This is a genomic window from Pseudoalteromonas sp. S1610 (assembly GCF_005887465.1).
In the GTDB taxonomy this organism is placed as follows: Bacteria; Pseudomonadota; Gammaproteobacteria; order Enterobacterales; family Alteromonadaceae; genus Pseudoalteromonas; species Pseudoalteromonas undina.
In genome coordinates this window covers 76,301-92,478 of the sequence record NZ_PNDI01000010.1, presented here as the reverse complement: position 1 = coordinate 92,478, position 16,178 = coordinate 76,301, and the positions used below count along the sequence as shown (strand labels likewise).

12 protein-coding genes are annotated in these 16,178 nt (G+C 40.6%); 3 read left to right on the top strand and 9 right to left on the bottom strand.

From position 1 onward, the window contains the following. Positions 1-23 precede the first annotated feature (23 nt). The 4 genes from CWB77_RS05190 to CWB77_RS05175 form a co-directional block, all read right to left on the bottom strand. Positions 24-326, bottom strand: coding sequence for a YkgJ family cysteine cluster protein (locus tag CWB77_RS05190; protein WP_171043253.1), 303 nt, complete (start codon positions 324-326; stop codon positions 24-26). Between the two features lie 154 nt (positions 327-480). Continuing rightward, positions 481-888 (bottom strand): substrate-binding domain-containing protein, encoded by a 408-nt coding sequence (locus CWB77_RS05185; protein WP_075170061.1) that lies wholly within the window; start codon positions 886-888, stop codon positions 481-483. Positions 889-899: 11 nt separating this feature from the next. Further along, the gene (locus tag CWB77_RS05180; protein WP_138621653.1) at positions 900-1,973 is read right to left on the bottom strand and encodes a porin; all 1,074 of its coding nucleotides are present in this window, start codon (positions 1,971-1,973) and stop codon (positions 900-902) included. A 106-nt stretch (positions 1,974-2,079) separates the two neighbouring features. Beyond that, positions 2,080-4,020, bottom strand: a complete 1,941-nt coding sequence (locus tag CWB77_RS05175) for a RecQ family ATP-dependent DNA helicase (protein WP_138621651.1) — start codon at positions 4,018-4,020, stop codon at positions 2,080-2,082. Positions 4,021-4,254: 234 nt separating this feature from the next. Here CWB77_RS05175 and CWB77_RS05170 point away from each other — a divergent pair, with 234 nt between their 5' ends. Beyond that, entirely contained in the window at positions 4,255-5,559 is a 1,305-nt protein-coding gene (locus CWB77_RS05170; protein ID WP_138621649.1) for an NAD(P)/FAD-dependent oxidoreductase, read from the top strand. A 195-nt stretch (positions 5,560-5,754) separates the two neighbouring features. Further along, entirely contained in the window at positions 5,755-7,254 is a 1,500-nt protein-coding gene (locus CWB77_RS05165) for a phospholipase effector Tle1 domain-containing protein (RefSeq protein WP_138621647.1), read from the top strand. 68 nt (positions 7,255-7,322) lie between these two features. Here the strand turns inward: CWB77_RS05165 and nagP are convergent, their stop codons facing one another. The 5 genes from nagP to CWB77_RS05140 form a co-directional block, all read right to left on the bottom strand. Then, positions 7,323-8,618, bottom strand: coding sequence for an N-acetylglucosamine MFS transporter NagP (gene nagP, locus CWB77_RS05160; RefSeq protein ID WP_138621645.1), 1,296 nt, complete (start codon positions 8,616-8,618; stop codon positions 7,323-7,325). 32 nt (positions 8,619-8,650) lie between these two features. Then, positions 8,651-9,778 carry an N-acetylglucosamine-6-phosphate deacetylase gene (nagA, locus tag CWB77_RS05155; RefSeq protein WP_138621643.1) on the bottom strand — a complete coding sequence of 376 codons (1,128 nt, stop codon included), beginning with the start codon at positions 9,776-9,778 and terminating at the stop codon, positions 8,651-8,653. Further along, the gene (gene nagB-II, locus CWB77_RS05150) at positions 9,779-10,777 is read right to left on the bottom strand and encodes a glucosamine-6-phosphate deaminase NagB-II (RefSeq protein WP_138621641.1); all 999 of its coding nucleotides are present in this window, start codon (positions 10,775-10,777) and stop codon (positions 9,779-9,781) included. It abuts the gene before it with no gap. Further along, positions 10,777-11,688, bottom strand: a complete 912-nt coding sequence (gene nagK / locus CWB77_RS05145; RefSeq protein ID WP_075170065.1) for an N-acetylglucosamine kinase — start codon at positions 11,686-11,688, stop codon at positions 10,777-10,779. Before nagK ends, nagB-II begins: the two co-directional genes overlap by 1 nt. A gap of 163 nt (positions 11,689-11,851) precedes the next feature. Beyond that, positions 11,852-14,542: a beta-N-acetylhexosaminidase gene (locus tag CWB77_RS05140; protein WP_138621639.1), complete on the bottom strand. Its 2,691-nt coding sequence runs from the start codon at positions 14,540-14,542 to the stop codon at positions 11,852-11,854. A gap of 571 nt (positions 14,543-15,113) precedes the next feature. On the opposite strand from CWB77_RS05140, the gene CWB77_RS05135 reads away from it, so the two are divergent. Continuing rightward, positions 15,114-16,130 (top strand): LacI family DNA-binding transcriptional regulator, encoded by a 1,017-nt coding sequence (locus CWB77_RS05135; protein WP_054201446.1) that lies wholly within the window; start codon positions 15,114-15,116, stop codon positions 16,128-16,130. Positions 16,131-16,178: the final 48 nt, after the last annotated feature.

Genomic DNA, 16,178 nt, shown 5'->3' with positions numbered 1-16,178 from the left:
ACGCGGGTAAATCAGCCCGCATTTTAAATACCCGCGTATTCACGTTCGGTAATACACTCATCAGACGCCATTTCGAATTCTCGACACGTTAATGGGCGATTTTCGTAAATAGTACACATTAACGTATTTCTATCGAGTGCTTGGCACCAACCATCGTCGCCGCGCTTCATTACTTCGCTGCCCCATTTATCGTAATCAATATACTGAAAAGGGACACCGGTATCACTAACAATACGCACTTCTAATTGGCAACAACACGCTTGGCAATTAGCACAAGTGACGGCGGTTGTATCGATATTTTCAACAGCAATGATTGAGTTTGACATACAGACTTTTGATAAATGGTATACAACCTATAGGATACACGAGCGAGGCAGCGGTGACAGTAAAATAACTGTCAGATTTTAAATATCGTCATAATGTAATTAACCAATTACTAAAAAAGCGTGCTGGTTAATCAGCACGCTTATTAGTTGTAGATTAAAAAGTGAAAACCACTTTAACGTTATCCGATACTGCTGATGAAGAAACAAAGCCAATGGTGTCAGGGTTCGCTGCGACCATTTTGATTACTTCACTGTCATTTTCTAACTCTTTAGGCGGTGTGCCCTTTCCTGTAAAAATCAGTTTTGACCAATATGCTTTTAACTGAGAAGACGTTTTATTGAGTAATTTACTATTAAATTGCTCGGTTGCAGCACTGCTTGGTTCTTGAGATATTGGAATGATCTTATTGCCATTGCTAAATGACTTTTCTTTTCCTGTATAAATTCGACTAATAACAGACTCATCAAAACTACTTTCATTTGAAGGATGCACGATAATAGCAAATTCTGCATAGGCGAAGTTAGTAAACAAGAATATTACACATAATATTAATTTTTTCATTTTACTTCTCCTTAAAATACAACATCGACACCAAGGGTGATTGCTTTACTATCACCGGCCACAGCTAAATCAAACGAATCATCTTTGACTCTATCGTATTGCACTTTAAATGCCGCTGACGGATGAAAATCCCACCTCACACCAACAGCAAATGTATTATGCTGCTCTGTATCACCCTCACCTTCTTGTTCAAAGTCTGAAAACATGACATAGGGTGTAATTGAATCAAAACGATAGCCCGCACTGATCATATAAGTATCGAGATTACCATCTAGGTCTAAGCGGTTCAGTTCACTTAAAACAAAAAAATCACCAAAATCAAGGTTTGCAGCTAAGCCATAAAATTTACCATCTCTGCTGTCTTTACCATCCCACAAAACGGGTTCACCCGCGCGAAAACGCTTGTTGGTATATTGCATGTGGGTCACTCTTAGTTCGAGCCAGTCACGATTAAGTAACAGTACGCCGCCTAACATATCTTCCCAAATTTCTCTTGTCGGCTCTTGAAAGAAGAAGTCTGATAACAGTTTGTTATCGTCATCATCTTCTTTACCGGTATAAACATTTGCAGATACTCCCCAGTCACCTACAGAGCCTGAGTAAAGTAAATTAACCCCCTCGTAGTTAAATACTTGCCATGTATAATTGTCAGCAGGGGCCCGCATCCATACATATGCATAACCTACATCGAAAAAGTCTGAGTAGTAAAATAGTGGTAAACGCTTCTTACCAGCTTGAACAGTCCAATTATCGTTAATATCGTAAGAAATATAAGCCCATTCAAAATTTGCCTCAAAGTCGTTAACTCCTCTGGCAACTAGCTGACCAGTTACAGAAAGGCCTTCACCTAAGTCCCCTGATACCTGTAATCCAATCAAAGACTCTGGCGAAAAGGATAAATCTTCAGTGTAGGCACTTACATTTGGATAGTCCGCTAGAAAGGTTGGTTCAACGCCATATTGCGGTACACCGGTGCCACTAAGCACTTTACCCGCATTAATACTCGCGAAACCTGAAATATTAATTTCAGCATAACTACTTGCTGATACAAATACCCCCAATAGTATAATTTTTTGCAGTTTCATTGATCACCTCATTATTATAATGGCCGTCATAGCCAAATTGAGTATAGTAAAGCGAGAAAAAGAAACAAAAAATTAACACTTTTTATTTTATACTGATTTTTTAATATTAATTAGGCGCCGACCTTGATAGCAATATTGCTTTAATTTCGCTGTAGCGCTGTTGCTCACACAATGCAAAACCACTTAGTTGGCGTACTTTATTGCGTGCAAATAGCGGCACACTCATTCCCGCCAAAAACCGACATTGGGTTTCAATGCCAACATTATGCACCCCTTTCGTTGCCATATGTGCCAAAAACTCATCCACCTTTTGATATATAAGCGCTGTATCAATCTTTGCAGGAGTGATTGAGTATTCAAGTTTGACCGCATGTCCACGGCACACACTACAATGCCCACATTGCTGTGGCGCATTCGCATCATCAAAGTAACGGGCTAAGTTATAGCTTAAGCAAGATTGCAGCTCAAAAAAGCGCACCAAAGCAGCAATCCGTTTTATTTCTGCTTGCTCTTTATCGGTAAAATAATCATGTAACTGCTGGGCAAGTGCAGGGTTATTAATCACCTCGCTATGCACTTTGTACACTTGAGTAATACGTTTGGTTTCAAGGGTGATAAGGTTTTTTTCTGCTAAGTAATCAAGTGCGGCTACCACACGTTTACGGTCAACCTGTGCGGCTTGCGTTAGAGAGTCAAAGTTAAGTGTACCCCATATTTTTTTAAAGTCGGTATGGCTAAATATTTGCGTTAAAAAAGCTTGGCGCTGCTGATCAAACTGATTAAGCAACTCATTTTTATCCACTAGAAATTTATACTTAAAATCGGCGTAGTACGCATATTGCGGGGTTATTGCACCTTGCATTTCCAATTGTACCAGTAAGGTTTTAAGGGCAAGCTGGCGAATATTACTTTCGCTAGAAAGACTATATTCTTGCATTTCCCATTGCTGTTGAGCTTGGCGAATATCGTTAATAACATATTCAATACCGCTGAGCTCTGGGGTATCGCCGTACACAAAGTTTTCGACTGTATTTAAGCCATCTAGATTAGCCAGCGTATAACAATTCGATGGGTTGCCATCACGTCCTGCACGGCCAATTTCTTGGCTGTAGTTTTCAATTGATTTAGGTAAATCGTAGTGAATTACAAAACGAATGTCTGATTTATCAACCCCCATGCCAAAGGCAATAGTGGCGACCACTACATTTATTTTTCCTGCCATAAAATCATCTTGAATTTGCCCGCGTAGGGTGTCTTCAAGCCCTGCATGATACGCCACCGCTTGCAGGCCCTGTGCGCTTAACATATTGGCCACTTGCTCAGCACTTTGCTGCAGCGTGACATACACAATACCGGGGCCGGTTTGCGCACGGACAATTTCAGTAAGCTCAGTATTTTTATCAGCCGTTTTAACACTCAGCACATTTAAATCTAAATTAGCGCGATAAAACCCCGTTTGCACAATGCATTGTGGATCAATAGCAAATCGCTCTGCCATATCGCGTTTAACTTTTTTAGTAGCGGTGGCGGTTAATAGTAGCACTAACGGAATATTTAGCTCTTCACGGTAACGCGGTAACTTTAAGTAATCGGGTCTAAAGTTATGACCCCACTCAGAAATACAATGCGCTTCGTCTACCACCAACATAGAAAGTGCCACTTGGCTAATAAACTCTCTAAAACGTTCGTTTTTAAAGCGCTCAACTGACACCATTAACACTTTAATTTTACCACTGCGCACGTCGTTCATTACCGTACTGCTTTGCATTTGATCTTGGCTTGAATCAAGACTTGCGGCATAAATGCCTTTACTGTTTAAAAAACTTATTTGATCTTTCATCAACGCTAATAATGGCGATACCACCAAGGTTAAATGCGGTAAATGTAACGCAGTAAGTTGATAGCACAAGGATTTACCCGATCCAGTTGGGAATATAGCCAGTGATGATTGGCCATTTAGCAATTGCTCTATGGTTTGTTGTTGCCCTGCTCTAAACTGATTAAAACCAAAATGTTGCTCAAGAGACTGAACTAGCGAGGTACTCATAAAAGCGTCCTTTTTATGTCGGTGCCCATAAATACTGTAAATGCGCAGTAGATGAAATATTTGCATATCAGTATACAGCATATCGTTGGATTTATTGCTGACATATCCTTCAATTAGGCGCACACTATAGTCTTATAAAAGCATGCTTTGCCAAAATAATTTTTTGATACCCAAGTCATTTTAAAAATCAACGTACAGAAATTGCTTCGGTATATTATTTTTAAGGGCATAGTCATGGACAAAACCATACCAAAAATTGTCATCATAGGCGGTGGCGCTGGTGGGCTGGAGCTAGCAACTCAATTAGGGCACAAATTAGGAAAGAAACAACACGCAAATATATTACTCATTGATAAAAATCGCACTCATATATGGAAACCGTTATTGCATGAAGTAGCAACCGGCTCTATTGATGCCGATTTAGATGGCGTTGTATACTCAGCGCATGCGGCCAAGCACCACTATAACTTCCAACTTGGTACCTTTTGTAACCTCGATAACAATAATAAAACCATTACCTTAAGCCCTCTATATGACGAGTTAGGGCATCAAATATTACCTAAACGAACCGTTCACTATGATCATTTAGTTATTGCCATTGGTAGTGTCAGTAACGACTTCAACACCCCGGGTATTAGAGACCATTGCTTTTACCTTGATTCAAACCAACAAGCCGAGCGTTTTCAACACGCCTTACTAGATAACTTTACTCGCCTTCATCAAGACGACGACCCATTGCATTCATTAAACATTGCTATTGTTGGCGGTGGGGCAACTGGCGTTGAGCTCTCAGCTGAGTTGTATCATGTTTCTGATTTACTCAAAATATACGGTTTAACCAATATGTCGGCGAAACGCTTGCACATACATTTGATTGAAGCGGGTCCCAGAATTTTACCTGCGTTGTCTGAGCGAATTGCCAGCTCAGCTAAACGTGAATTATTAAGATTAGGGGTTACCGTACGAGAAAACACCCAAGTTAAACAAGCAACCGAGCATGGTTTTATCACTAATAATGACGAGCAAATAAATGCGGATATTATGGTGTGGGCAGCAGGGGTAAAAGCCCCTGACTTCATTAAAGAGCTAGACATATTTGAGCTGACACGTAGCAATCAAATAAAAGTGAATGATTACTTACAAAGTAGCCTAGACCCTCAAATCTATGTGCTTGGTGATTGCTGCGCGTTTACCCAAGACGATGGGACTCAAGTGCCGCCACGCGCACAATCGGCTCATCAAATGGCGCAATGCGTTGAAAAAAATCTAATTGCTACACTACGTGAGCAGCCCCTGAAAAAGTTTGAATATAATGACCATGGCTCACTGGTAAATTTATCGCGATACAGTACGGTGGGCAGCTTGATGGGTAACCTAACCAGTAGTAGCTTTTTTATTGAAGGTAAAATTGCCCGCTTTATGTATATTTCACTATATAGAATGCATCAGCGCGCTATCCACGGCAGTGCCAAAACCTTTGCTTTGTGGATCAGCGAAAAGGTGCTGCGTGTTGTTCGCCCAAAAATGAAACTACACTAAATAACCTGAACTCCGGATAATAAACATAAATATCATTTTGATTAAATATGTTAGTAAATCTCTTAACTAGATTTCAGGTTAAATAGCTACATCAGTCGCGGTAATAAATAAGATTAAACAAATATTTATTACCGCCGTCTTTAATTTTTCACAATTCCCATATAAATTTACATAAACCACTCACGGAATTTAGTAATGACCTTTAAAACGCTTATTTTTAATTTTGATGGTACCGGCAGTGAACCCCGCGACGCAGATCAGTTCAGTACAGAGCATTTTAAAGAAGACGCCAGTATTTCTAATATTCTAAAACTACACTTATTGCTCGGCGGTAAACTTGATGATTCACCCACTACCCCATTTTCACAGCAACTAAGCTTTTATTACCAAGGCATAGGCACCAAAGGCAGTCGTTTAAAACGAATTTTAAATCAAACACTTGCCCCACGTTCTGAAGATGTGGCCAGCATTTTGACTCAGGCTATCACAGATTTTAAGCAGCATTATCAAAGTGGCGATACTGTTCTACTTACCGGTTTTAGCAGAGGCGCTGCATTAGCAAGGCGTTTTGCTAAATGCCTAGAGCCATTAATAAATGAGCAAGTATATTTGTGTGTTTTTGACACCGTGGCCTCAATTGGCCTGTCAAAGATAAATAAAGCGACCCGTGGCGCAGAGCATGTGGTTTTTGAAAACCATACTATTGCCAATAATGTAGTTGGGGCCCTGCATTGTGTTGCGCTTGATGAGAAACGACGGGCCTTTGAGCCCACATTAATGAATCAACAAGCTAACATTACCGAGCTGTGGTTTGCAGGAGCCCACTCCGATGTAGGAGGAGGCTACTATCGCGATGGGCTTGCCGATATTTGCCTGCGTTATGCGCTTGAGTGGCTCATTGCTCAGCCGCTATCGGTTTCGTTATTAACCAGTCATGACATAGACTATGAAAACCTTTTACCTGAGAGTAATTTGGTTGCCCAAGACGATGTGACTGTTATTCCCGATCCACTGGCGCTAAGTCATCAACAAAATTACTTTTGGTTAAACCCATTTTTCAAGCTGGTTGATAGGCAGTGCTGTGTATTAATTAACGATGAAATTAGCCACAACGCTCCATTAATACATCACAGTGTTGCACAGCGAATTAATAAACTAACCAGCTATCGCCCTGAATCGTTAAAAAATATACATTATAAAATGATTTACAGCGATGACAGTACACTAAACTTTATGGGGCTAAGTGCTCATATAATGCTCGCCAATCAAAATATGAGCTTACTGAGTGTTAATCAAAGCAAAGATGTGATGGTGTACGCTAGTGAAGCCTACAATGCTACCGGCTTAATGCTTGCCCAAGATGCAACGTATCGCTTTACTCCTTACCCTAACCAATTTTGGTATGACGATGGTGTAAAGTGCCCTCCTTCTGGCTGGCATCGCGATAATGTGCAACTCGGCGTTAAAGAAATCCCTATGGCATTACTTGAGCCATTTAGGCGTTTAGCCACGGCGCAGTGGTTTAGCTTAATAGGAACAATTGGCCAAAGCGATGACCATGCATTTGAAATTGCCGAAGGCGTTGAAATAACCATTAAAAAATCAGGAGAATTTTGTCCATTTGCTAATGATTTAAGTCGTTTTTATGGGGCGAATGCTGGCAGAATAAAGCTCAAGGTAACACGCTTAAGCTGATAAAGTGCCCTAATAATCAGTGCACTTTATACTGCAAAGTGCACTGAGCTAGGGATAGCTGGTGGATGTTATTGCTTTTTCATTTTATGCCCTTTCACGGCATAAAATAATATAAATAAGTAACAAGGTAACAATACAGAGTAGCCAGTTTGTAGCGAGGTAAAGCCGCTCAGTAAGCCCCATAACACCGGACCAAATGCACCTCCCGCTATACCCATTACTAACAGTGCTGAGCCTGTGCTGGTTAGTTTGCCTAAACCCGATAACGCAAGTGGGAAAACCGCCGGCCAAACAATGGCGTTTGCTAAGCCTAAAAAGGCAATTAGCAGTAAAGCATCTGGTAAATTAGCGCCTCCTAAAGGCACCAGTATGGCATTGGCAATAACATACGACTGCGCATCAATAAACAAAATGCACAGGGTGATCACAATACCCAATACAGCCGATGCTGTTAAGGCCGCTTGCTGAGAGATAAATTTAGGGATAAGTAAAATACCTAAAATATAACCAAACACCATAAACATCATAGTGTATGAAGTCATTACCCCATAGTTTTCAATACCCAGCGATAGTGCAAAAGTACCTATGGTATCGCCAGCAATAACCTCTACCGCAACATACAAAAAGATAGCAATAGCACCTAACACCAAGTTTGGATGAGAGAGTGTTTCACGAATTTCACCTTTGTCGTTTATTGCTTCTACTTCATCATTGATAAGCTCAGGCAGCGGAGACTTTTTAACCGCAAAAGCTAATACACCAATAAATAAGGCCATGCCTAAGTAAGGTAAAATAAGACCATTTGCCATATCATCAACTTGCTCTTGGCTTAGCTCTGTGCCTACCGTACCGGTAAAGTTACTTAAAATTAAGGCGGTAAAAACCATCGGTGAGATAACTCCTGCGCCTTTATTTAAAATCCCCATAATACTAATACGTACAGCAGCCGATTCTTCTGGCCCTAAACGTACTACATACGGATTAACCGCGGTTTGTAATAAGGTTTGCCCTGCGCCCATTACCAACTGCGCTAGTAAAAACAAAGGAAAAAACTGCGACATAGCAGCAGGAATAAACATTAAGCCTGCTAACATCATACAGCCCATCCCCAATGCCATACCGTTTTTGTAGCCGACCTTTTTGATCAATACTGCCGAGGGCAGCGCAGTAAATGTGACCGCAATATAAAAGGAAAATAAAATTAACGACCCTTGAAATGGGGTTAATTGTAAAATTTGACTTAAGTAAGGCATTAACGAGCCATTAAGCCAAGTAGCAAAGCCCAGTATAAAAAATAATACCGCAACAATGGCCATGGGGACCACGCTACTATTTTTGGACGTATCCATAACATTGGTTGTCATGTTATTTTCCTTTATTTATATTTATTATGTTGTTAACAAACCCGAGCGCCGCCAATCCACGTGCTAATGACTTGTTGTTGTGTGTTTAATTGTACAAAATCTGCTGGACTACCCAGTATTAATCGCCCGTGTGTGGCAGGCAACTTTAAATACTGAGCAGGATATAAACTCGCCATTTTAAGCGCTTGCGCTAATGGCTGTTTTAAATAAATCACAGTGTTTCTAACTGCGGTTGCCATATCAAGCGCAGAGCCGGCCAACTCGCCTGTTGTAGAGGTGAGTTTACCATTCTCTAAGCTGACAGTTCGGTCAAAAAAAGCAAACTGAGTGTCATCTGTTCCCACTGGTGGCATCGCATCAGTAACTAAGAACACGTGCCCTATGGGTTTTGCTTTTAATGCCAGTTGGCATGCTGCGTAATCAACATGATGGCCATCAACAATTAAGCCACAATAAGTATCATCATTTAATAATGCACAGCCAACCACTCCCGGCTCACGCCCTTGTAGTGGTGACATAGCATTATACAAATGCGTAAATCCGGTTGCCCCAGCATCAACGCCCTGTTGAGCCTGTTCAAAGCTTGCATTGGTATGACCTAGACAAACCTGAATCCCTAAATCGCGCATTTTGGTAATATCGCTTGGTAGTACATTTTCAGGCGCTAAGGTGACTACGACTTTACCTAAATCTTGACGAGATAACACCTGCCACTCTTGTTCAGAAATAGGACGAATAAAATCAGCGCTGTGAGCCCCCTTTTTTGCCACTGATAAGTGCGGCCCTTCAAAGTGAATACCAATAATACCTGGCGTTTTTTGAGCTATCGCCTTAGCAATTACATCGGCTGCTTGGCGCATTACTTCTACGGTGTCAGTAATTAACGTTGGCAGCATAGCAGTTGTACCGTATTTGGCATGTGCTAGCAGTATTTTTTTAACCCCTGCAACACTGCTAGTACGGTTAAACAACTCACCGCCACCGCCATTAACTTGTAGATCAATAAAGCCAGGTGCGACTAAACCCGTTAGGTGCTCATCTGCCTGCTGTACGTTATCATCTATTGCCGTAATAATACCCGCATCAACGCTCAGCACTTTGTCGTTAACAAAGTGCTCGCCATCAAAAAACTGGGCTACATGAATTCGTTTAACTGACATTTATAATGTCCTTGTTACTTTTTTAAGCCCCTTTGGCTCATCAGGATTAAAACCACGGCTTAATGCCACTTTTGCCACATCAAGGTAAAAACGCTGTAATACTAAAAATGGCGCTAATCGCGGGTGTACTTTAATACCTTGTTGATTAAGACTAATCACTTGTGCACCACGTTTTTTGACCTCAGCAATTTGCTGCTGATGTGACTCTTTGGTTTCATCTTCAACCAAACAATCTAAAATCACTAACCCTTGCTCAACTAAAGTCACCGGACCATGTAAAAACTCCGCACTACTAAATGACTCAGCATGAATAGCACACACCTCTTTAAGCTTAAGTGCCATTTCTTTTGAGATAGAAAACCCTAAACCACGTGCCAACACCACCATATTCTTAATATTTGCAAACTCAGTAGGTTGTAACTGAGTTGGCGAATTTATAATGGCATTAAGCGCGCTAGGTAACTCGTCAAGCCCTTGTAATAATGACTCATTTTGAGTCCAATTAGCAACAATATGTACTAGGGCTGATAACGTTGCCAAATAGCTTTTTGTTGCCGCCACCGAAATTTCATCGCCGGCTTTAAGAGGAACAAAATCATCGACTATGTCTTGTAGAGGTGACGCTTCATCGTTAACCAGCGCAATACAATAAGCGCCTGCCTCTTTCGCCATTTTTGCCTGGGCAAGAATGTCTGGGCTGCGTCCTGATTGAGAAATTACAATCACAACAGCGCCTTCAAGCTTTAATGTTTTACCATATACACTCGCCACTGATGGCGCTGCAGAACTGACCGGTACACCCGCTTCAATTTCAATTAAATACTTACCAAAAACACCAGCATGATCTGATGAACCGCGACCAATCATCATAACCACCTTAGGGCCCATATCGCGAAGCTTATGACCAATTTTTTCCACTAAAGGTTGGTTGGCAATAATTTGCTTTTCAATAACATTTGGCGTTTGCGCCGCTTCTTTTTCCATTAGTGTGTTAAACATCATAACTCCTGGCTGCTGTAATTAACGTGCTGTTGTTTAGCGTAAAGTACAGACCCCATTTCTGGTGACGATAATGGGGCTGATAAAATAGCTTGTATGTCTGGGTCTAACCATGTTGTCATCACGGTTGATAAGCCACCAATAAACGAAAGCCTTGGTGGGTTTTTATCTAATAATTGTCGTGCAATGTCGCTTAAATAAGCGCCACCTTCTTTTAAAATGGCAATTGCTGTGGCATCGTTCGCCTGTGCTGATTGAAAAACACAACCTGCAAGTTGCGCAAAAAAGGCTGCAGGCTTATTGGCAATCACTTCAACAAGTTGCATTGCATCGCTGACTTCTAAATACTTCATTAACAAGTTAGTAAGCGCACCACTTGGGATTAATTTATCTAGGCTAAGCAGCACATACTGACAAGCAGTAAAGCCAATCCATGCACCACTGCCTTTGTCACCATGTGGAAAGCCATGACCACCAATCATAAACGATTGGCCATTAACGTATGAAAATCCACACGAACCAGTGCCAGCAATCATCACTGCGCCATCCTCGCCCTGATGAGCGCCCATACAAGCAATAAGTAAATCAGTAGTTAAGTGCATGGCTTTAAATGGGTGTTGCCATTGTGTCATTTGATTATGCAAACTTGGTAAGTTAACCCCTGCTAGGCCAACCCCTGCAATAAGCTCAGATAAAGGCATATCTTTAAGCCCTGCATCTTGTAATGCTAAACGCGCTGATTGCTCAATAGAATGAGTTGCTTGATTAAAACCATGTAACGGGTTACCTGGGCCTGCCACACCGGTGCCGACTATGTTATTACAGCTATTGACGATAATTGCTTTACATTTAGTGCCGCCGCCATCGATCCCCACAAAGAGTTGATTGTTTTTAATATTGTTGGTGATCATTTTTGCCTCTTAAGTTGTTCGACCGTTTTGCAAAACACTAAAATAAAGCCGGACTGTCATACTGTATGAATCTTATACTAGCACAAATGACAGCGTTGTCATTATTTTTATTTACAAATAAATAACTTCTTCAATCGTCAATAATTTAACGGAAAAACGCACCTTAACGGTGCGTTACTTTAAGCTTTCTGCTTACACGACTAGCTGATGGAGTCTTAGATCGAACCCATACATCTTGTGTTACTTTGACAGGTTGTGTGTAGGTTTTCCATTGCTCATCACCTTGTTTGTATTCAATCACTAAACCAGGGTAAGCAATATTGGCGTACAACATACTATTCTCAATTTTAGCACCTGCATTTGCAAGACGATAATGCACATCAGCACGTTCTAACTTGGCAAATTCTTTTAGCCCCATGGTAGCAGCAAAAGTTTGCCATTGCTGATCGCGCTGCTGTTTTAATTCAGGGCTAAAGCGATTTGTTTGTTGGCTGTAAACAAAGCCATTGTGATCATACGGTACCGCCCAATCTGCTTTATGCCAAGCGCGCTGTGCCAGCGATAATAATCGTGGGAATAGCTTATATTCAGCCATATTATTGGTACGCGTATTTTCGCTCCATAATTGACCCTGAATACCCACAAAACGTTTATCTTTAGCTAAAGGCGCGGATACGACCTTGCCTTGCTCATCATGCTGTAATGTGTCATCAGCTACATAAGGCTTATCTTCTCTATCAAACCAAAACTCAGCATGAATAGGCAAATTATCTGGCATAAACTGAAATATTTTCTCAGTATTTATGTGCCTTGAAGCCCAGTAATAACCATGCTCTTGTGGGTCTGCCTCATACGGAAAGTCAAAATACAGCACATCTGGCGACGAAAGCACTGCTTGCCAATTTCTATTGGCAAATTCATGTGCACGCTGATGGCCATTCCACATTAATAAATCCCAAATATTACCTTGCACAACCTCTGGCATATTCTCTGGGTTAGTATGCGATAAGCCATCGCTCCATGCTGCGGTTTCAATATTCATATCAGCCAACATATTAGCGATACGTTCAATAAAATAACTGCCCAGCTGACCTGCTTCGGTAATTTCTAACTTATTTTGTTTAATAAAATCAGCACAAGCAGGTGAATCGACCCATGCCCCGGCGGTTTCATCGGCACCTATGTGATAACGAGTTAGCGGATGCTGTGCCTCACTATGAATACTTTTTACTTGTTCCATTACTTCACGGATAAACGCATAGGATGAGTCTAAACACACATTAATGGTATTGTCGTTGTAGTGCTGTACCGACGAATACACCGTTGTATCAAGCGGGTCATAAAGTAAAAACTGTTCGGCTTTTTGTTTATCGCCTTGTTGTATATATTTATTATAACGCGCTTGCATGGATTTAATCGCAGCGCGAGAATGTCCTGGCATATCAAGCGATGGGATCACCTGAATGTGACGCGCACTCGCCGCTTTAAGTATTTCTTGGTAATCAGCTACCGAATAATAGCCGTTTGCTGCACTTGAAGTTTCAAGCCCTGCGCCTAGCTGTGGCATTAAACATTGCTGCTCGCTTTGATCAAAACAACGCTTTGCACCTATATCTGTAAGCTCAGGCAGTGATGGAATTTCTAAACGCCAGCCTTCATCATCACCTAAGTGTAAATGTAGCTTGTTAAGTTTATAAGCAGCCATTTGATCAAGTAACTTTAAAATGAAGCCTTTATCACGAAAGTTTCGCGCTACATCAACCAATACCCCTCTAAACTGATAATGCGGTGCATCAATAACCTCTCCCACAGGTAATATATTACTGTTAACCTGATATAAGCTCGCTAAACTTTGCAGAGCATAAAAAACACCCGTTTCGTCAACTGCATCGATTACAACCTCATCGGCTTGAATTGCTAATTTATAACTACCATTAAGCTGATCTTTTTTAACAGTGGAATTAAGTGTGACCTTAATTGCCGCTGCATCATCGCTTAAATTAATACCTAGTAGTTCCAGTCGCTCGATTGCAGCTAATACACTTGATTTATTAACTTCTGCATAATTAATATTAAGCCCTTGGCTAATATCAAGCGTTTGAGTTTGACTAAACTCGCTAACGCGTGGGGTGGGTATAATTTGCTGAGCAATGACATTACTCACTTGATTTTGCGAGGTTAAATAAGCTGAAAAGTCATACTTTTCATTACGCTCAAACAAGCGCTCAGCAGTAAGCCACTGTGTTTTGTCGCCCGCAGTACGTTTAAACTGACGAGTGTAATCGGTATAAGGTTCTACATGAGGTAATAGCTCTAAGCCCGTCTCTGGGTCAATTTTAGGCTTTGTACTTTCAATCACTTTAGCGGTGTCATTGTTATTCACCACGATATAGTTAGGAATAGCGTCGCTTTGCGATAATGACCAAAAATGCGCATAAAAAGTAATCGTTTTAGTCTCACCGGCTTTAAAGCCAGTAAACCCATCTTTAAGCTCAATGACATGAATATCACCATTAACGTGTTTAATAGTAAATTCATCGCTAATCGACTTTTGTATTGGCGTAATTTGACTAAAGTAAATTTTCCATTGGTCAACGTTAATCGCCGAGTTGGCAGTTAAATGTAAATTCGCTTTAAAACAGTGACCGTTTTCAATATCTGGATCGCACTGTGCTGATGGGCGGTTATCAACTTGCTGATATTTTATTTGTAATGTTTTAGCAAGTAACTCCACCGCACTATCGTTTGCAGGGCTTAGCTGAACCGATGCCGTATTTTGTCCTTCAAAATTGCCCTGACATGCACTTAAACCTAGTGCTAAGCAGCATGCTGTCAGTAATGATTTAATCTTCATTCGCTACTCTCCCTTTATTATTAACTTAGTCACTCAAGCATCTCTTTCAAATGCTAAAAATTAAATCGATTTTTGAATGCATTTATTCTTAGTGCGGTTAGTTTATAATGTACCATCAGCTAAAAAATATTTTATGCTTTAAATTAATCACTATTCATATCTAGTAATTGCTACCTTAGCCAAACAATCCACTACGTAGGTTCTAAATAATAATTAACATTGCGCTTTAATTTATGACAACGCTGTCATTAAGCTATTAATGTATCCTTTTTTTTCTTTTATAGCTACACAGAAGGGCAAAAAAGATACAAAAAATTTACAAGTGTGAGCTTAATATTCTTTTAAACCATTGTATTTAAATTAAATTTAAATATTACTAAATTATTACCTAAAACTTTATCTACCATTCTCACAAGAAAGGCGTATAAATTAACTGTTAATATTCAATGATGTCTTTATAATTTAGTCGTCAAATAATAAAAACCGAGTACTGTTAACTACTCTTGCTGTAGTCGTTAGCCGATAAAGATAAATTAGTACCTAAAATGATATATAAAGGTCTATTAAGCCTATGAGAACAACAATAAACGACGTGGCAAAAGATGCCGGGGTATCAATAAAAACGGTATCAAGAGTAATAAATAACGAAACCTCGGTCCGTGACAATACCCGTGAAAGAGTTATGGCATCAGTCGAAAAGTTGAACTTCCAGCCAAACTTAGCAGCAAGAAGTCTTGCAGGAACAAAAGCTTACAGCATAGCTTACATATACGACAATCCTAATGCGTACTACATTATCGACATGCAAAATGGTATTTTAGATGCGTGCAAAAAGCAGGGGTTTGAACTACTTATTCACCCATGTGATGCCAAAGAAGCGCATATTTTTGATGAAATTACTAATATGATCAAACGCACTCGTATCGCGGGAATCTTACTCACCCCGCCCTTTTCTGAAATGCCTGAGTTTGTTGAAAAGCTAACTCAACTAGACCTAAAAGTTGTGCGTATTTTATCAGGGCACGACGCGCCTGACTCATTAACACCCTGTATTATGATTGACGATAATCTCGCCTCAAAGTCAATTACTGAGCATCTAATTAATAACGGCCACACGCGCATTGGCTTTTTAGCCGGTGGCAGCGAGCATAACTCGACCAAAGAGCGCTTGGAAGGTTACAAAGCAGCGCTAACCCAATACGACATTACTATAGATCCAAGCTTAATTATTGATGGCGAATATTCATTTGAGTCGGGGGTTGAGGGCGCTAAAACACTCATTAGCCAAACAAATAGGCCAACCGCTATTGTCTCATGTAATGATGAAATAGCCGCCGGTGCGTTATTTGCAGCCAGATTAATGAACATTGATATACCCAGCGAGCTTTCTATAACAGGATTTGAAGATAGCCCATTCTCTCGTCAAACATGGCCAAAACTCACCACGGCTCATCAGCCTAATAATAAAATTGCCGAAGATGCGGCCAGCTTGTTAATAGCCCAAATTCGTAATGGCAATGACCGCGATATTATAAAACTATACACTCCTGAGCTCGTCGTTAGAGACTCTACCGCACGTCCTAGTTAGCTTTTATTAGGTTAACCATATAATTTACTTCTGCGCTGTAACAAACGT